This window comes from Arthrobacter subterraneus (genome assembly GCF_900099735.1).
GTDB lineage: Bacteria > Actinomycetota > Actinomycetes > Actinomycetales > Micrococcaceae > Arthrobacter_D > Arthrobacter_D subterraneus.
In genome coordinates this window covers 74,782-91,688 of record NZ_FNDT01000006.1, presented here as the reverse complement: position 1 = coordinate 91,688, position 16,907 = coordinate 74,782, and the positions used below count along the sequence as shown (strand labels likewise).

19 protein-coding genes and 1 riboswitch are annotated in these 16,907 nt (G+C 63.9%); of the genes, 10 read left to right on the top strand and 9 right to left on the bottom strand.

Going from position 1 to position 16,907, the window contains the following annotated elements; genetic code table 11:
- Positions 1-2 precede the first annotated feature (2 nt).
- Positions 3-839 carry an ABC transporter ATP-binding protein gene (locus BLS52_RS08835; protein ID WP_026544883.1) on the bottom strand — a complete coding sequence of 279 codons (837 nt, stop codon included), beginning with the start codon at positions 837-839 and terminating at the stop codon, positions 3-5.
- 5 nt (positions 840-844) lie between these two features.
- A riboswitch (SAM riboswitch) is annotated at positions 845-942 on the bottom strand.
- Between the two features lie 176 nt (positions 943-1,118).
- Between BLS52_RS08835 and BLS52_RS08830 the strand changes: the two genes are divergently transcribed.
- The 5 genes from BLS52_RS08830 to BLS52_RS08810 all read left to right on the top strand — a co-directional run bounded on the left by BLS52_RS08830 (position 1,119) and on the right by BLS52_RS08810 (position 4,414).
- Positions 1,119-1,763 carry a nucleoside/nucleotide kinase family protein gene (locus BLS52_RS08830; protein ID WP_090586014.1) on the top strand — a complete coding sequence of 215 codons (645 nt, stop codon included), beginning with the start codon at positions 1,119-1,121 and terminating at the stop codon, positions 1,761-1,763.
- A gap of 55 nt (positions 1,764-1,818) precedes the next feature.
- Positions 1,819-2,310 (top strand): DUF2975 domain-containing protein, encoded by a 492-nt coding sequence (locus tag BLS52_RS08825; protein WP_090586012.1) that lies wholly within the window; start codon positions 1,819-1,821, stop codon positions 2,308-2,310.
- The gene (locus tag BLS52_RS08820; protein WP_026544886.1) at positions 2,310-2,552 is read left to right on the top strand and encodes a helix-turn-helix domain-containing protein; all 243 of its coding nucleotides are present in this window, start codon (positions 2,310-2,312) and stop codon (positions 2,550-2,552) included. Before BLS52_RS08825 ends, BLS52_RS08820 begins: the two co-directional genes overlap by 1 nt.
- Before the next feature lie 16 nt (positions 2,553-2,568).
- A complete protein-coding gene (locus tag BLS52_RS08815; protein WP_139186248.1) occupies positions 2,569-3,324 on the top strand; it encodes an ANTAR domain-containing protein in 756 nt (251 codons plus the stop codon).
- 73 nt (positions 3,325-3,397) lie between these two features.
- Positions 3,398-4,414: a magnesium and cobalt transport protein CorA gene (locus BLS52_RS08810; RefSeq protein ID WP_090586010.1), complete on the top strand. Its 1,017-nt coding sequence runs from the start codon at positions 3,398-3,400 to the stop codon at positions 4,412-4,414.
- 4 nt (positions 4,415-4,418) lie between these two features.
- Here the strand turns inward: BLS52_RS08810 and BLS52_RS08805 are convergent, their stop codons facing one another.
- Positions 4,419-5,465, bottom strand: coding sequence for a D-2-hydroxyacid dehydrogenase (locus tag BLS52_RS08805; protein ID WP_026544889.1), 1,047 nt, complete (start codon positions 5,463-5,465; stop codon positions 4,419-4,421).
- A 128-nt stretch (positions 5,466-5,593) separates the two neighbouring features.
- Between BLS52_RS08805 and BLS52_RS08800 the strand changes: the two genes are divergently transcribed.
- The 3 genes from BLS52_RS08800 (at position 5,594) to BLS52_RS08790 (ending at position 9,008) form a co-directional block, all read left to right on the top strand.
- Entirely contained in the window at positions 5,594-7,378 is a 1,785-nt protein-coding gene (locus BLS52_RS08800; RefSeq protein WP_245702770.1) for a DUF222 domain-containing protein, read from the top strand.
- 197 nt (positions 7,379-7,575) lie between these two features.
- Positions 7,576-8,355, top strand: coding sequence for an alpha/beta fold hydrolase (locus BLS52_RS08795; protein ID WP_090586007.1), 780 nt, complete (start codon positions 7,576-7,578; stop codon positions 8,353-8,355).
- A gap of 236 nt (positions 8,356-8,591) precedes the next feature.
- Positions 8,592-9,008 (top strand): CoA-binding protein, encoded by a 417-nt coding sequence (locus tag BLS52_RS08790; RefSeq protein WP_090586005.1) that lies wholly within the window; start codon positions 8,592-8,594, stop codon positions 9,006-9,008.
- 167 nt (positions 9,009-9,175) lie between these two features.
- On the opposite strand, the gene BLS52_RS08785 is transcribed toward BLS52_RS08790, so the two are convergent.
- Positions 9,176-10,000, bottom strand: coding sequence for a DUF1206 domain-containing protein (locus tag BLS52_RS08785; RefSeq protein ID WP_090586003.1), 825 nt, complete (start codon positions 9,998-10,000; stop codon positions 9,176-9,178).
- Positions 10,001-10,058: 58 nt separating this feature from the next.
- Between BLS52_RS08785 and BLS52_RS08780 the strand changes: the two genes are divergently transcribed.
- The gene (locus BLS52_RS08780; protein ID WP_026544893.1) at positions 10,059-10,454 is read left to right on the top strand and encodes an MmcQ/YjbR family DNA-binding protein; all 396 of its coding nucleotides are present in this window, start codon (positions 10,059-10,061) and stop codon (positions 10,452-10,454) included.
- Positions 10,447-10,980, top strand: coding sequence for a DUF1990 domain-containing protein (locus BLS52_RS08775; protein WP_090586001.1), 534 nt, complete (start codon positions 10,447-10,449; stop codon positions 10,978-10,980). Before BLS52_RS08780 ends, BLS52_RS08775 begins: the two co-directional genes overlap by 8 nt.
- Before the next feature lie 22 nt (positions 10,981-11,002).
- Here BLS52_RS08775 and BLS52_RS08770 read toward each other — a convergent pair whose 3' ends face one another.
- From BLS52_RS08770 to BLS52_RS08745, 6 genes are all read right to left on the bottom strand, one after another.
- Complete coding sequence (locus tag BLS52_RS08770) at positions 11,003-11,386, bottom strand: DUF1304 domain-containing protein (RefSeq protein WP_090585999.1); 384 nt, start codon at positions 11,384-11,386, stop codon at positions 11,003-11,005.
- A 113-nt stretch (positions 11,387-11,499) separates the two neighbouring features.
- Positions 11,500-13,797 (bottom strand): phosphoribosylformylglycinamidine synthase subunit PurL, encoded by a 2,298-nt coding sequence (gene purL / locus BLS52_RS08765; RefSeq protein WP_090585997.1) that lies wholly within the window; start codon positions 13,795-13,797, stop codon positions 11,500-11,502.
- A complete protein-coding gene (gene purQ / locus BLS52_RS08760; protein WP_090585995.1) occupies positions 13,794-14,570 on the bottom strand; it encodes a phosphoribosylformylglycinamidine synthase subunit PurQ in 777 nt (258 codons plus the stop codon). The genes purL and purQ overlap by 4 nt, the downstream gene beginning before the upstream one ends.
- The gene (gene purS / locus BLS52_RS08755; RefSeq protein ID WP_026545382.1) at positions 14,567-14,824 is read right to left on the bottom strand and encodes a phosphoribosylformylglycinamidine synthase subunit PurS; all 258 of its coding nucleotides are present in this window, start codon (positions 14,822-14,824) and stop codon (positions 14,567-14,569) included. Before purS ends, purQ begins: the two co-directional genes overlap by 4 nt.
- 165 nt (positions 14,825-14,989) lie before the next feature.
- Positions 14,990-15,571: an SSI family serine proteinase inhibitor gene (locus BLS52_RS08750; protein WP_090585994.1), complete on the bottom strand. Its 582-nt coding sequence runs from the start codon at positions 15,569-15,571 to the stop codon at positions 14,990-14,992.
- 90 nt (positions 15,572-15,661) lie between these two features.
- A complete protein-coding gene (locus tag BLS52_RS08745; protein ID WP_090585992.1) occupies positions 15,662-16,582 on the bottom strand; it encodes a 3-methyladenine DNA glycosylase in 921 nt (306 codons plus the stop codon).
- Positions 16,583-16,907 lie beyond the last annotated feature (325 nt).

Genomic DNA, 16,907 nt, shown 5'->3' with positions numbered 1-16,907 from the left:
GGTTAGTGGCCTTTGACGCCGAGAGTGGCGAGCAGGGAGCTGCGCATTCGGCCCAGGTCGGCGGAGTTGCGGTCACGCGGGCGCCGGCCCGGCACGGTGAGGACCTCGGTGACGGAGGCACCTGGGCGGGCGGGATCGGTGGACTTGCCGAGCACAATGATGCGGTCGGCAAGCTGGAGGGCTTCGTCGACGTCGTGGGTCACGAGCAGCACTGTGGTGGGCTGGGCGCGGTGGATGTCGAGGAGGAGATCCTGCATCTTGAGCCGGGTGAGGGCGTCCAGGGCTCCGAAGGGTTCGTCGAGGAGCAGCACGCCGGGATTGCGGGCCAGTGCCCGGGCCAGGGATGCGCGCTGTGCCATGCCGCCGGAGACCTCGCGGGGACGGTGTTCGGCGAAGTCGGCGAGTTCCACGAGGCCGAGCAGTTCGGTGACCTTCGCCTTGCCTGCGGCCGCGCCGGTTCCCCGCGGGAGCCCGATTGCCACGTTGGCGCGGAGGGACAGCCAGGGGAGGAGGCGCGGTTCCTGGAAGGCGACGGCGCAGCGGTCATCGATCCCGTTGACCGGGGTCCCGTCGATGAGGACGGCACCGGTGGTGGGAGCGTCGAGGCCCGCTGCGGCGCGGAGGAGGGTTGACTTTCCGCAGCCGCTGGCACCGACGATGGCGAGGACCTCACCGGCGCGGACCTCCAGGTTGATGTCGCGGAGGACCACGTGTTCGCTGGTTCCGGAGCCGAAGGACCGGGTGAGGGCTGAAAACGTTACGGGGAGGGCAAGCTTGTCAGCAGTGGTGGGCTGTGCCTTGCCTGCGGCCTGTTGCTGGGCGCTGAGAACGGTGCTCATGTATAACTCCATCGCTCCTGGCAGTAGCACCCGTTCTCCTGCATGCAGGTAAGGGTTGCTGCGGCGTCAACGATCCAGGTCTCTCGGCCGCTCGGGATGGTGGAATTCCACTAAACGCCTTTATGGCCCTGCGTTGCAATATGTGTCGTAACAATTGGACGCGCCCACTGGGCTGAGGTGCTCGCTGGGCACACGTTGTGTCTGCCCAGTGAAGTGGGGGACCCGGTGGGTTCGCTCTACCTGAAGCACCCCATCTGCGCAACGTGTCAGGATAGCCGGGTGACCTTTGCCGCACTGGTTGACCGAATCGTCCGGCTGTCAGCGCGTGAGCCGGGCGTCGTCGTCGTCGGAATTGTGGGCGCGCCGGGCGCCGGCAAGACCACCCTCGCCGAGCAGCTCATTTCGCTGCTGAATGAAGGCGAACGCGCCCCGGAGCGCCAGCAGTACGCACACGTTCCGATGGACGGCTTCCACCTTTCGGATCAGGAGCTCACCCGGTTGGGTCTTCTGGAGCGCAAGGGTGCGCCGGAGACTTTCGATGCGCACGGTTACGCCGCGCTGCTTCGGCGCTTACGCGAAGCGCGCGGTCCGGTGGTCTATGCCCCCGGGTTCGAGCGGACCATCGAGCAGCCGATTGCCGGCGTCGTTCCTGTGTACTCCTCGGTGCGGACTGTCCTGACGGAGGGAAACTATCTGCTGCTCGACCAGCCGGGCTGGCGGGATGTCCGAGCGCAGTGCACGGAGGTCTGGTACTGCGAGCAGGAGGAGGGCCTGCGGATCAGACGGCTGATTGAGCGGCATAGTGCGTTCGGGAAGACGCCGGCCGAGGCCCGGGAGTGGGTTGAACGGGTGGACGAGCCGAATGCGAGGCTGATTGAAGCTACACGCGGGCGGGCTGACTTGATCATTCCTGCATTCGATTGACGGAACCTATTGTTTTTCGATAGATTAGCCCTGTAATTCAATCGAAAGGGTTCCGATGGGAAAGCTCACCGTCCTCGCGCTGCAGATCGTGATCGCCATGGTTCTTGCCGGCTCGCTGTTCATCCAGCTCTGGATGGTGCCGCTGATCTCGACCGATCTCAAGGAGTCCGGGGTGCCCACCGGGCTGCGAATTACGTTCAACGCCATCGTGGTGTTCGGCATCCTTACCGTGCAGATCAGCGCTGTCTGCGTCTGGAAGCTGCTCACCATGGTTCGCAGTGGAACGGTGTTCTCCCACGGCGCGTTCCGGTATGTCGACATCATCTTCGGTGCCATTGCCGCCGCATCAGTCCTGGTGTTTGCACTGGCGGTCCTCCTTGCTCCCGGGGAGATTGCTCCGGGGATCATCCTCCTGATCTGTGGTGCATCGCTCCTGATCGGTGGGGTGGCCCTGATCGTGCTTGTGCTGAGAACACTGCTGGCCCAGGCGGTCACCCGCGACGCCGAAGCGAAACACCTGCGCGATGAGCTGGACGAGGTGATCTGATGCCCATCATCGTGGACATCGACGTCATGCTGGCCCGGCGCAAGATGCCGGTGGGCGTGCTGGCCGAGAAAATCGGAATCACGCCGGCCAATCTGGCAGTGCTGAAGAACGGCCGTGCGAAAGCGGTCCGGTTCACCACCCTGGAAGCCATCTGTGAGGTTCTGGACTGCCAACCCGGTGACGTGCTGCGGTGGGAGCCTTCTCCGGACCTCGCAGACAACGACGGCGGTGCCGTCGGCTAGAGGATAAAATCACCGAGTGAGTGGGTTTGGACCGAAAAACAGCACGACGACGAAGATCCTCACCGGAGATGAGGCGTTCAGGGCCAGCCCGGTGGCTACGGCGCTATTCGACCTTGATTGTGTTGTCCGGGCCGCTAACCCGGCGTTCACGAGAATGACCGGCCGCTCTGCTGACACCCTGATCTCCCTGGATGCGTTCGAAGCGTTTCCGGACAATCCGGACAATCCGGAGGCGGACGGCGTGGCGCGGATGAGAGCGTCCTTCGAGCGGGTTTTCACCACCGGCATCGCGGACAACATGATCATTCAGCGTTATGACATTGCTGACCTGCGGTCCGGGGAGTTTGTTCAGCGGCACTGGGTTCCGATCAATTCGCCCGTGTTCCACGAGGGGCGGCTCATCGGCATTCGCCAGCAGGTCAAAGACGCCACTGTGCTCAGGGCAGATGCGCTGAGGGTGATGGAGCACTACCGGGACGTGATGAACGGCCGCTCGGTGACGAATGAGCAGATGGAAAACCATCAGGCGATTGTGAACGCCTTTACCGACGGCATCACCCAGTACAGGGACCTGGAGGCAGAGGTTGCCCAGCTTCGGGAGGCGCTCGCGTCCAGGGCCACCATCGAGCAGGCCAAGGGCATGCTGATGGTCACCCGGCGTTGTTCGGCGGACGAGGCCTTTGAACTGCTGCGTGGACTATCCCAGGACACCAATGTGCGCCTGGCTGATGTTGCAGCGGCGTTGATTTACCAGCTCCAGACGGCAAACTGACCGGCCTCCCTCCAGAGGACGCCACTCGTGAGAGACTCGCGTAAACCTATCGACTTGCGGGAAGGACGGCGCGGTGGCGATCGTAGACAACGGCGTGTATGCAAACGGCCACCGAACCGCCAACCCGGAGAACCTCGACGAGACGTTTGAACTCAAGCGGGATCACGGCGGCATGGCCTGGATCGGCCTGTACCGGCCCGATGATGTGGAGATCCAGCGGGTCGCCGATGAGTTCGCGCTTCATGAACTCGCTGTCGAAGATGCGATGCACGGCCATCAGCGGTCCAAGCTGGAGCGTTACGGTGAAACCCTTTTCGCAGTGCTCCGTCCGGCCCGGTACCTGGACGATGAGGAAATGGTGGAGTTCGGTGAGCTTCACGTCTTCATCGGTCCGGACTTCATTGTCACCATCCGGCAGGCGGAGTCGCCCAACCTTGCAAAAGTACGACGGCGGCTGGAAGCTGTGCCTGAACTGCTGGCCCTTGGCCCCCAGGCAGTCCTTTACGCAATCCTCGACGAGGTGGTGGACCAGTACGCACCCGTGGTTGCGGGCCTTGAGAATGACATCGATGAGATCGAGGACGAACTTTTCAGCTCAGCGCCGGATGTTGCACGCCGCATCTATGAGCTGTCCCGTGAGGTCATCAACTTCCAGCGCGCTACGCATCCGCTGCGGCCCATGCTCGATGCCCTCCTGGTCGGAGCCGAGAAGTACGGTATGGATTCGGAACTGCAGGCCAGGTTGCGCGATGTGCAGGATCACGTGATCCGGGTCATTGAGCGGGTCGATTCCTTCCGCATCCTGCTGCAGAACGCTCTCTCCGTGCATGCAACCCTCGTGACGCAGCGGCAGAACGAGGAGATGCGCCACCTTTCCGAGGCGAGCCTTGCACAGAGCGAGGAGGTCAAGAAAATCTCTTCCTGGGCGGCCATTCTCTTCGCTCCCACACTGGTGGGAACCGTCTACGGCATGAACTTCGAGTTCATGCCGGAACTGGACTGGACGCTCGGCTACCCCTTTGCGCTGGTCCTCATGCTTCTGATGGGCGTTGGCCTCTACCTCACGTTCAAGCACAAGAAATGGATGTAGGGCTCTAGTAGAACTCGACCGTGTCCACCACGTTGATCAGCGGCTCACCGTCGAGCAGCCGGCGGGCATTTTCCGCGAAGAGTTCGGCGATTTTCCGTTCCTCATCCTCATAGGTTCCTGCGTTATGGGGGCTGACGACGACGTTGGGCAGCTTCCACAGCGGGCTGTCTGACGGCAGCGGCTCCTGTTCAAACACGTCGAGCGCCGCGAATCCCACGCGACCGTCCTGGAGGGCTTCGATCAGCGCCTTCTCATCCACGGTGGTCCCGCGGCCCACATTGACCACAGTGATGCCGCCCTTCACCTGCGTGAGCAGCTCGCGGCTGAGCATGTGCCGGGTTGACTCGGTCTCGGGCAGGCACAGCACCACGGCATCGACGTTGGGAAGGAGTTCGCCCAGACGTTCGGGTCCAACGATGCCGGATACTCCATCGGCTTCGACGTCACGGCGGTGTACGCCGACCACTTCTGCGCCCAAAGCGCTCAGCTTTCGCGTCACCGCACGGCCGATTCCGCCCAGCCCGACGACGGCGACGCGCTGCTGTGCCACCAGCGGCACGGGCCGCCGTGCGCCCCATTTCTGCCCGCGCTGGTCTTCAAGCAGCTGCGGCAGGCCCTGGGCTCCGGCGAGCACTCCGAATACGGCGAATTCTGCCAACGGTTCTGCATGAACGCCGCCTGACGTGGTGAAGGTGATGCTCTCCAGCTCACCGGGGGCGAGCTGTGCCGCCCTGACCTGGCTCCCTCCGCCTGCCGGGGTGGTGTGAACCCACCGCAGCCGAGGGTTGGCGCGGACAGCCCGGCGCAACTCCGTTCCTGATTGGCCCGGCACCCCGTACAGTGCATCGGCGCTGTCGATGAGGCGCTCATATTCTGATTGCTGTTCCGGTGTACGGGTGAACGCTGCGTCGCCCTGGTGGTCACCGGCGTAGAGCTGTGGCGGCAGAAGCGACTGGTCCCGAACCAGCTCAAGGCGCGGCTCCAAACGCTCGATCAGCTCACAGAGGGGTTCGGGGAGCGGAGTGGGTACAAAGACGCGAAGTTCTGCCACGGTTCTCCTGGTCGGTTGGGCATTCTCATCGAAGCTTATGCGACCCCACTGACAGTCAGGGATTGCTCTTATCCACAGCGGTGACGGTGTCTCGCAGGAATGTCGTAGGTGGATGTTTGACTGTTTCCATGACGTTGGAAGCGGAGCGGGAACACTCATCGGCGGCGGTCGATGACTACACCTGGCATGACTTCCTCACCGAACGTGATTTCCGGCCCGAAGACCTGTGGGCCTTCGACTGCGAGGCCCGTTCGGCCGGAACTCTGGGTCCATATCCCCATCAGGCTGCAATGGGTTTTGAATGTCCGCCGGACGCTGAGTTCGCGCCGGATGCTGAATGTCCGCCGGAGGGTGAGGGTCCGCCGCGCGCTGAAGGTCCGCCGGAGGCTGAAGGTCCGCCGCGCGCTGAAGGTCCGCCGCGCGCTGAAGGTCCGACGCGTCATGGCCGTTCACCAGAGTCAGAGGAGCGGCAATCGGGTCGGGAAAAACCAGGGGACTCGTGGCAGCAGGGCACAGCGCCGCTTTCGCGGCGGGTGTGGGAGCCGGCAGCACGGGAATCGGTGAGCCCGGATGACTGCGACGGCGCACGCGGTGACAGTCGGCTTTCGGGTGATGCCGGCCTTGCGGGCAGGGTGGTCCTGGCCGGGCTCGAGACTCTCACCCTCGAAGGAACGTCCGAGGCCCTGAACGAGCTTGCCGGTCTTCGTTCCTGGGCCGATGCAATGGAAGCCCTTATCGCCTCACGGCTTCTGGATCTCACCCGGGATGTACTCCCGCCGCGGTTCCCCGCCGGTAGCGACAGGGAAGATATGGCCCGCTCTGTTGCGGCGTCCGAAGTGGCACTTGTTCTGAAAGTTCCAGAAGGCGCGGCGGCCCGTCTGGTCGACGAGTCCGTGCGGCTGAACGAGAAGCACCCGGCCACTCTGGGAGCACTGGAATCGGGAGCAATTTCTCGTCGGCATGCGGTGCTGATCGCGGAGGAGTCGCTCGGAATGCAGGGTGAAGCTGCCATCAACTTCGAGCGCGATCTGCTTGACCACGCACGGGGGTTGACCGTTCCCAAGCTCGCTCGTAGGGCACGCCGTCTCCGGGAGGCCCATCATCCGGAGACCCTCCCTGTCCGCAAGGCCAAAGCCGTGAGCGAGCGGCACATAGAGTTACGGCCGGACGATGACGGCATGGCCTGGCTGCACGCGTACCTCCCGGCGGAACAAGCCTGCGGCATCTATGAGCGGCTCACGGCAACCGCCCGAAAACTCAAATTGCCCGATGAACCACGTACCCTTGGACAACTTCGCGCTGACGTATTCACCGACCTGCTCACCAGCGAGTCGGCAGCGGATGGGCATCCAGCCTGGCAGGGCATCACGGCCCGTGTGAACGTCACTGTGCCGGTCCTCATGCTCCTCGATGTCCTCAAAGAAGGCGAGAGCAACGGGCCGGGCGGGAACAACACTGTCGACGGGGCTGAACAAGTGCCGGACGCACGCGGCCTGAACCAGTTCGCGGAGCTGGAAGGGTACGGCCCCATCGATGCAGAAACAGCGGCCCGGCTGGCAGCGCATGCCCCCTCATTCACACGGATTCTTACTCACCCGGTGACCGGATCGGTGCTGGACGTTGGGCGGGAGACTTATCGGCCACCGAAGCACCTGCAGGACTGGATACGTGCGCGCGATCGAACCTGCAGGCATCCCGGCTGCAACAGGGCGGCCTTCGGCTGCGAGATTGACCATACGGTTCCATGGGCGAGAGGCGGAACAACGAGCCACTGTAATCTCGCGTGTTTCTGTGCCAAGCACCACATGTACAAGTCCGAAGGGATCTTCGGATACAGCCAGCCGTCCCCCGGAACCGTTGTCGTGAGAACCAGGGCCGGAACAATTCGCACGTCCACGCCGGACCCGCCATAGTGCGTGTCCCCGGGAACCATTGTCGTGAGAACCAGGGCCGAAACAACTCGCAGTTCCACGCCGGACCCGCCATAGTGAATGATGTGGCGCGGGCCGTGGAATGCTGGGGCCCGACCTCGCGCCGCCGTCGTCCTGGCAGGATCTGGACGCCTTCGGCACCCCGCCATTGAATAGCTCCGACCGACTGCGGAAGGCCCATGGACTTCGCCACTGCCAATGACGGAACGCGTCTCGCCTGGCGTTCCGAAGGAAACGGCCCGCCTCTGTTGCTGATTGCCGGCCAGGCCACCGGGATGACGGGGTGGGAGCCTATCGTGGCGGATCTCGCCCGGACGTTCCGGGTGGTCCGGTTCGACCACCGGGGGATCGGCAACAGCGAGGAGGGCCAAACCGAACACCTCAGCACGCGTGGATTTGCCGCAGATGCGCTCGCCGTACTCGACGCCGCCGGCGCAGAGCAGGCCCACATTTATGGCCATTCCATGGGCGGACGCGTTGCCCAGTGGCTGGCGATCGATCATGCGGATCGTCTGGGTGCTCTCATCCTTGCTGCGACAGCGGCGGGCGGATTCCTCGGCAGGAACCGGGATCCGGAAGCCACCAGGGCCCTGACCAGCGGCGACCCGGCGCGGCTCGAACCGCTGTTTTTCGACGCGGACTGGGCAGCTGCCCACAGCGAAGCCGTCAGGACCTTCTTCACCTCGAGAGCCTCACAGCAAGCCAAACGCCGGCACTTCCGGGCCAGCAAGGAGCACGACGCGCGGAACCTCCTGGACACCATTACGGCGCCGACTCTCATCCTCCACGGAACCGAAGACCCGCTTACACCGCTGGACAACGCACTGGTGCTACATGAGAACGTCCCACGCTCCACACTGGTCAAGGTGGCAGGTGCACGGCATGGCCTGCATCTAGATCACCCGGAAACGCTCGACTGGATCCGCCGGTTCATCCACCGTAAGGCGTCTGGCCTCTAACGTTCCCTGCAGCCCACCCATCCTGGTGGAAACGTATCTCCCTCATCCCGCTGGAAACGTATCTCCCTCATCCCGCTGGAAACGTATCTCCCTCATCCCGCTGGAAACGTATCTCACCCATCCCGCTGGAAACCTGAAACACTGGGGAAACGCCGCAGAGAGTCGGCAGAGAGTCGGCGGGGCCCTCCGGAACCGGCGCACCACCAATGTCCAGCCCGACAGAGGAGGAACACGCCATGTCCCACCAGAATGATCCGGCCACCATCAAACGGCTCCTGACCACGCCGGCTCGCTGGGCGGTCGTCGGACTGTCCAACAATCCGCGCCGAGCGGCAATGGGGGTGTCACGCTTCCTCATAGACAGGCTGGGAATGGACGTTATTCCGGTGAGCCTGAAAGGTGATGACGTCTACGGCCGCACCGGATACAAGAGGCTCGCCGACGTGCCGGGGGAGATCGACGTCGTCGACTGCTTCGTGAACAGTCAGCGGGTCGGCGCCGTCGTGGATGACGCAATCGCCGTTGGCGCCAAAGCGGTCTGGCTGCAGGTGGGCGTGATTGATGAGGCAGCCGCCCAGCGAGCAGCAGACGCCGGCCTCGACGTTGTCATGAACACGTGCCCGGCAATCGAAGCGCCGCGGCTGGGGCTGTGAACCTCGAACTGTAGTGCTGGGCTGATAGATCGGGCTTGGGAGCACTGGACCGGTCAGGCCTGCAGCGCAGGACCGGTCGGGCCTGTAGCGCTGAGTTTGAACGTCGGCCCGCAACGGTCATGCGTCGCATCGACCACGCTTGCAACGACACCGCGGCCGCTCCAGCATCACATCCGCTGGTACCGCGCACGCACAATCATGTAGAGGCCGTAGGCGATCAGCCCCAACGCCACAGCGCCGAGAATCCAGATGCCAAACGGCTGTTCCTGCAGCGACTTCAGGGCACCGTCCAGTCCGGTGGATTCCTCGGGGTTGTTTTTCACCGTCGCAATGATCAGCAGCAGCCCGAGCACACCCAGTGCGATCCCCTTGGCGACGTAGCCGACAGTGCCCAGCATCGTGACTGCGCGTCCCGCGGAACCGGAAGGTTTGCCGTTCAGGTTGTCCTCGAACTTTCCGGTTGCGCCGCGGTAGATGAAGTATCCGGCCACAACAAAAATGCCGGCTCCGACCGCAAGCAGCAGCGCCACACCGGCAGGGTTAGCCATCAGTGCGGCGCTGGTGGACTGGGTGGACGAGCTGCTGCCTGACCCACCCATCGCATACCGCGCAAAGGCAATACCGATTGCGGCGTAGACAACGGCCTTCCCGCCGTCCTTCAGCCGGAACTTGAGTTTGTCCTTGCCGCTGATCCGTTTGGGAGGGAAGATCACCTCGCTGAGCAGGAACAGGGCCAGTGCCGAACAGCCGATGAAGCACGCCCACAACAGGATGCCGCCGCCCGGGGTGCCGGCAAGGGATGCCATGGCGCCGTTCTGATCCGCACTGCCGGATCCACCCGCAGCCACCCGGACGGCAATGATTCCGATGAGGATATGCAGGAGGCCCGCAGCGACATAGCCGGCCCGTGCTGCGAGGATGAATGGCTTGGAATCCGTCGCCTCTTCTGCTCCGTCTGCGACTTTCCGGGCCTGTCGGCCGAGCTCTCCCATATGCACTCCTCGATTGTGGTTCCTATAGTGTGTCACCGCTTCGCTGTAGGCTCACCATGTGGATGCAGCACAGCTTCGCCGCGCTTGTCTCTCGTTTCCGGGCACATTTGAGGACTTCCCGTTTGGCCCGGAAGCGTCGGTCTTCAAGGTGCGTGCACCCGGTGGAGCCGCAAAGATGTTCGCGCTCTCAAACCTCGGATCGCCAGCCCTGGCCATCAGCCTCAAGTGCGAGCCGGATCTTGCCGAACAGTTGCGCGCCGCACACCCCGGAATCACCGGAGCCTGGCACCTGAACAAGACCCACTGGAATGGCGTGGACTGCACCGGCTCCCTGCCCGATGAGATGATCCGCGACATGATCGAGGATTCCTATGACCTCGTAGTGGCAACCCTCCCGAAGAAGGACCGTGATTCGCTTGGCTGGACTCAGCTCTCCCAGGGCAGCGATGCCTGATTTCACCCACTCCGCAATCGGCTGGACACGCACGGGCGCGTGGCCCACAGGTTTCCGGTCGATGCGTCACCGCATCCGGGTCGGCACCGGCGAAGCGGATTTCCGGCGTCTGGCAGAGGGCATCCTGACCTTCGAACTGCACCGCGGCGCCCAACTCCGGGTCGATGCGGCGCCACGGGCTGCAGTCGGCGGCACCGTCGTCGTGGGTTTCGGCGTCGGGAAGGTCCGGTTGAAGGCTCCGTGCGCCGTGGTATGGGTTGAGGAAACCGATTCAGGAAGGAACGACGACGGCACGCACCGAGCCGGCTTCGGCTACGCCACCCTGCCGGGTCACCCTGAAAGCGGCGAAGAAAGCTTCACTGCGGTGCTGGACGCCGACGGCACGGTGTTCTTCGAACTGCACGCATACAGCAGGCATGGGAACTGGTTCTACCGGCTCGGCGCACCCGTTGCACGGTTCTGCCAGGAGCTGGTGACCCGCCGCTACCTTGCGGCAGCGCGCCGTCTGGCCGCGGGAACTGCGTGAGCAGGGCAGCGCAGCGGACAGGTCAGGGCTCAGCCATCAGCATGGTCACCAGAGCCAGCAGCGGGGGAAGTCCCTGCACCAGGGCGGCGATCCAGAGCGTCCGGTTAGTCACTACCAGAACGACGGCGGCAAGCACCATGATTGCCAATGCGAGGACGATCATCCCGTACCCCACCAGCGTTCCGGACAGTGCCAGCCCCACAATCACGCCGGCAGCCAGAAAGAGATTGTAGAAGCCCTGGTTGAACGCCATAGGGCGGATGATGTCCGCATGTTCCTGCGAGGTGATCCCGAACTTCCGCCAGGCGGACGGGTGGCGCCAGCGGACGCTCTCGAGGACAAAGATGTACACGTGCAACAGCCCCGCAATCATGGCGAAAAGCGCACTCAATAGCGGAAATGTCATGCATCAACCCTATCGGTTGGGCTGCTCTCCCCTGGGGTTGTGCACGTAACGATATGGCAGAGCACCGGTGCCGAAACACCGGTGCCCTGCCATATGAACGAGTGATGAAACCGTTACGCGAAATGCTTCGGAAGCGTGGCTTCGTGGGCTTCCTTCAGCTCGGCCAGTGGAAGCGTGAAGTGCCCCTGAACGTCCAGCGCCTGGTTCTCTGCGTCCACCACCCCGATGCGCAGACGCGGGAAGTTCCGCGCAGTGCACATGTCGTTGAACCGGACCTCTTCAGAACGGGGGACGGCGACGACGGCGCGTCCCTGGGATTCGGAGAAGAGTGCGGTGAACGGATCAATTCCGTCACGCTCACACAGTTCGTCGATCCCGATCCGGGCGCCCACACCGAAACGCAGTGCAGCCTCGGAGAGCGCCGCAGCCAGACCACCCTCGGACAGGTCGTGGGCCGCATCGATCATGCCGTCGCGCGACGAATTCACGAGGATCGCAGCGAGCGTCTTCTCCGCCTGCAGGTCCAGCACCGGCGGCTGCCCGCCGAGGTGGCCGCGCAGATTGGCCCACTCGGATCCGTCCAGCTCATTGCGGGTGGTGCCGAGCAGGTAGATCGCCTGGCCATCCTCGCGCCAGCCTGACGGGGTGCGGCGTGCGACGTCGTCGAACACGCCCAGCACGCCCACCACCGGCGTGGGGTGGATGGCCACCCCACCGGTCTGGTTGTAGAGGGAGACGTTGCCGCCGGTAACCGGAACGCCCAGGTCCTGGCACGCGTCGGCGAGGCCGCGGACGGACTCGGCGAACTGCCACATCACTTCAGGGTCCTCGGGTGAACCGAAGTTGAGGCAGTCGGTGACGGCCATCGGCTGGGCACCGGTGGTGGCGACGTTGCGGTACGCCTCGGCAAGAGCCAGCCGGGCGCCGTCGTACGGGTTCAGATAGGAGTAGCGGCCGTTGGCGTCGGTTGAGAGCGCGATGCCGAGGCCGGTCTCTTCATCGACACGGACCACACCGGCGTCGTCCGGCATGGCCAGGGCGGTGTTGCCCTGGACAAAGCGGTCGTACTGGTTGGTGATCCAGTCCTTCGAGCACATGTTCGGTGAGGACATCAGCTCCAGCACGGCAGACTTCAGCTGCTCACCGCCGGACGGCCGGTCTCCGGCGAAGGAGTCAGCCTGCACACCGTCCAGCCACTCGGGCCGGGAATAGGGGCGCTCGTACACCGGCCCGTCATGGGCAACAGTCCGGGGATCGACGTCGACAATCTTCTCGCCGTCCCACTCGATGATCAGCCGGCCGGTATCGGTGACCTCACCCAGCCAGGAGTACTCGACGCTCCATTTGTCCATGATCGCCTCGAACGCGCCCGCGTTCTCGGGGGTCACCACAGCCATCATGCGTTCCTGCGACTCCGACATCAGGATTTCCCCCGGAGTCAGTGACGGATCACGCAGCAGCACGTCGGTGAGTTCGACGTGCATGCCGCCCTCACCGTTCGAGGCCAGCTCAGACGTTGCACAGGAGATGCCGGCGGCACCGAGATCCTGAATGCCCTCCACGATGCCGTTCTTGAACAGCTCGAGGCAGCACTCGATGAGGACCTTCTCGGCGAACGGGTCACCGACCTGCACGGCCGGTCGCTTGGACGGCTTCGCGTCGTCGAATGATTCGGAGGCGAGCACCGACGCACCGCCGATGCCGTCGCCGCCGGTACGCGCACCGAAGAGCACCACACGGTTGCCGACTCCGGAGGCGTTGGCCAGTCGGATGTCCTCGTGCCGGAGGACGCCGACGGCCAGTGCGTTGACCAGCGGATTGCCCTGGTAGACGGAGTCGAAGACCACTTCACCACCGATGTTCGGCAGGCCCAGGGAGTTTCCGTACCCGCCGATGCCGGCCACGATGCCGTGGACCAGACGGGCGGTGTCCGGATGGTCGATCGCGCCGAATCGCAGCGGATCCATGACGGCCACGGGACGAGCGCCCATCGAAATGATGTCGCGGACAATGCCGCCGACGCCGGTCGCCGCACCCTGGTAGGGCTCAACGAAGGAGGGGTGATTGTGGGATTCGACCTTGAAGGTCACCGCCCAGCCGTCACCGATATCGACGACGCCGGCATTCTCACCGATCCCCACCAGGAGGTGTTCCTTCATGGCGTCGGTGACCTTGTCACCGAACTGCCGCAGGTGCACCTTCGAGGACTTGTAGGAGCAGTGCTCGCTCCACATCACTGAGTACATGGCCAGCTCCGCAGCGGTGGGCCGACGTCCGAGGATCTCGACGACGCGCTGGTACTCGTTTTCCTTCAGACCCAGTTCGGCCCAGGGCAGCTGCTGCTCCGGGGTCTGCTCGGCGTGTTCGACCGTGTCGATGTTGAACTTCTTTGAGGTTGTCTCTGTAGTCACTTGTTAACCAGTTTCTGCAGTACCGAGGTGAAGATGCCGAGTCCGTCCACGCCGCCGCGGACCTCGACTTCACCGAACGCTGAGGAGTCGGGACCGAAACCGGCCTCGACGGCATGTTCGGGGTGGGGCATGAGGCCCACCACGTTGCCGTGCTCATTGGTGATGCCGGCAATGTCCCGGCGGGAGCCGTTGGGGTTGCCGCCGGCATAGCGGAACACCACACGGCCTTCGCCTTCGAGCTCGTCAAGGGTGCGCTCGTCAGCAACGAACTGCCCGTCCTGGTTCTTCAGCGGAACCACAATTTCGGTGCCCTGTTCATACGAGGAGGTCCACGCCGTCATCGTATTCTCGACTGTGAGCCGCTGGTCCTTGCACAGGAAGTGCAGGTGGTTGTTCTTGATCATCGAACCGGGCAGCAGGTGCGCCTCGGTGAGGACCTGGAAGCCGTTGCAGATGCCGAGCACCGGCAGGGAGCCGCCGGAAGCGGCCGCGGTGATCTGTTCCATCAGCGGCGCGAAACGGGAAATGGCTCCGGCACGCAGATAGTCACCGTAGGAGAAGCCGCCGGGGATGATGACGGCGTCCACCTCCTTGAGGTCATGGTCGCCGTGCCACAGCGGAACACCGGTTCCGCCCGCAATGCGGACGGCACGCAGAGCGTCCCGGTCATCGAGCGTTCCCGGAAAGGTGACCACACCGACGCGGACGCCGGACAGGTGCTCGTCGACAACCTCGGCTGCCGAATGGCCGATCAGGGGAGTCTCGACAGTCACTGTGCGTCCTCGATGACCTCGACCCGGGTCACGTCCTCGATCACCGGGTTGGACAGCAGGGTGGCGGCGGCGCTGCGAGCATGCTCCAGCACTTCTTCGGTGACGTCCCCCTCAACGGTGAGCTCAAACCGTTTGCCCTGACGGACTTCGGCGAATCCGGTGAACCCGAGGCGGGGGAGGGCGCCGGCGATGGCCTTGCCCTGCGGATCGAGGATTTCAGGTTTGGGCATGACGTCAACAACGATCCGGGGCATCCGGCAACTCCTGTGAAGTAAGAACAGCGCGTTTAAATGCGGTTGCCCGACGGGTGCCGTCTCACGCTCGGATTTCCTACAGCCTGATCCAGCGCTCCGCGAGCTTGCCGTTCCATTCTACCGGCCCAACCCAACGGTCCGTGACCCGTGAAGCGGCAGTCCGGCTCAGTTGGCGCCGGCCGGCCCGAGGATGGATTCGACGGCGTTCCACCGTGCAATCTCGCAACCGTCTGTCGCGGAGAAGGAGGCATAGACGCGATGCCCGTCCACGGTGCCCTTGATTGTGGCGGTCTGCGGTCCACCGTACTGCTGGGTGCACATCTGGTTGGGGTCCGGCTCCGCATTGAAGAACGCCGCGCCCAGGCGCTTGACTGCTTCACAGGCCGCTGCGGGATTCGGCAGGGTGGTGGTTTCCCCGATGCCGTCCGGAGTGCATTCGAGGAAGTACTCGACCGGCTCGGCTTCGGGATTCTGCCTGATGCTGATGGTCAGCATTGAACTCCCGACGGCGGCAGGATCGGACGGGAGGCTGGGTGCGGGCTTCGGTGAATCGGTCGACATACTGCTCTCCGAGGCGGTGGGCGTTGGGGACGGTACTGCTGGTTGGGACGACGGTGAACTGGGCGGGGCGGCGGTCAGCTCCGTTCCGGGGTTACCGGTGGCGCCGCAGCCGGCCAGCAGAACCGCCAGCACGGAGCCGGTCAGGAGGCAGACGCCCCTGACGGCAACACTGCGTGCCGTTTCCACGGTAACCTCCTTGTCGCCCTCGCTGGTGGTCTCACCCGGTGCCCCGCTGCCGCTCCGAATCGCTGCCGCCCTGAACGGCTGCGGCCCGGCTCAGAGCCCGGCATCCACGTGCAGTTGGTCGATGCACTTCTTCAACTGTGCACGCTTTAGCTGGGATTCAGCCGAGAACCCCCGCTGTGCCCGCACATAATCGGCCCGGCCGGCCGGGGTTTCGATGGCAATCGGCGGGTAGCCCCACTCGGCAAGATCATAGGGGGAAGCCTGCATATCCATCGTGCGGATGCGCCAGGCGAGCTCAAAGCAGTCCATGACCAGCTCGCTCGGAAGAACGGGGGTCAATTTGTAGGCCCATTTGTAGAGGTCCATGTTGGCGTGCAGGCAGCCAGGCTGCTCGAGGTCCCGCTGCGCCTCCCGTGTGGGCTGAAGTTCATTCAGGGCGCTCGCCTGGGGAGCGTAAAACCGGAACGCATCGAAATGGGTGCACCTGATCCGGTTGGCCTCGACCACCTCATCCGTTCCGGACGGCCCCAGCCGGAGGCCCAGGTATTCATGCCGGATCGAATTCTCATCCGACTTGTAGGCCATGGCCCACTCATGCAGGCCGAAACAGCCGAACTGCGCCGGACGGGCGGCCGTGCCGGACAGGATGATGTGCGCAAAATCCACTGCCTCCCGCCGTGCGGCAAGGAAGGCGGGAAGATCGACCATGGCTGCGCCGTCGTCGTCGTTCAGTCCGAGCTGTTGCCGCTCGGCTGACGTGAGCGGACGGTAGAACTTCCAGCCGGCGCGTTCGACGGCGCCCGGGCCGGTCAGAACGGTATGCGCGCCCGGGTGCCAGCGCAGCAGCTGCGCAGGCTTCTGGGTGTAATAGGTGAACAGGAAGTCCTCGACAGGATGTCTTTTCTGTTCAGCCCGCCGCCGAAGGTAGGGCTCGGTGAACGCTCGGGCCCGCTGGGTATGGGCGAGGGCGCGCGGTTCCCACTCTTGCGGGGTCAGAACGGTCAGCGCCACCCGCCCATTATCCCTGATGGCCTGAAGCAACCGCTTTACCACTCCTGCCGCTGAAATTGAATTAACGTCCGTTATGAAAATTCATTCTTGGCGCAATGCCCTGTTTACCGTCAGGATCTGCTCAGGAACAGCCATCAGGCACCGTACCCGGGGGTAACCTATGGATGGCTTGGTTGTGACTCAGGGCACAGCCCTCACACCAGCTTCTTTCAGTCCGGCGTAGACCGGTCGCTTTTTCGATGAAAGGTACCCTCGCGTGAAAGACCCCCAACACAGGAACCGTCGGGCAGGTGGTCTGCGCAGAGCTACAGCTCTCGTGGTTGGC

Coding starts and splice junctions, on each gene's coding strand:
- BLS52_RS08795 (WP_090586007.1), top strand. CDS start 7,576: ATGGACTTCGCCACTGCCAATGACGGAACGCGTCTCGCCTGGCGTTCC.
- BLS52_RS08775 (WP_090586001.1), top strand. CDS start 10,447: ATGCCTGATTTCACCCACTCCGCAATCGGCTGGACACGCACGGGCGCG.
- BLS52_RS08825 (WP_090586012.1), top strand. CDS start 1,819: ATGGGAAAGCTCACCGTCCTCGCGCTGCAGATCGTGATCGCCATGGTT.
- BLS52_RS08785 (WP_090586003.1), bottom strand. CDS start 10,000: ATGGGAGAGCTCGGCCGACAGGCCCGGAAAGTCGCAGACGGAGCAGAA.
- BLS52_RS08800 (WP_245702770.1), top strand. CDS start 5,594: ATGACGTTGGAAGCGGAGCGGGAACACTCATCGGCGGCGGTCGATGAC.
- purS (WP_026545382.1), bottom strand. CDS start 14,824: ATGCCCCGGATCGTTGTTGACGTCATGCCCAAACCTGAAATCCTCGAT.
- BLS52_RS08770 (WP_090585999.1), bottom strand. CDS start 11,386: ATGACATTTCCGCTATTGAGTGCGCTTTTCGCCATGATTGCGGGGCTG.
- BLS52_RS08835 (WP_026544883.1), bottom strand. CDS start 839: ATGAGCACCGTTCTCAGCGCCCAGCAACAGGCCGCAGGCAAGGCACAG.
- BLS52_RS08820 (WP_026544886.1), top strand. CDS start 2,310: ATGCCCATCATCGTGGACATCGACGTCATGCTGGCCCGGCGCAAGATG.
- BLS52_RS08790 (WP_090586005.1), top strand. CDS start 8,592: ATGTCCCACCAGAATGATCCGGCCACCATCAAACGGCTCCTGACCACG.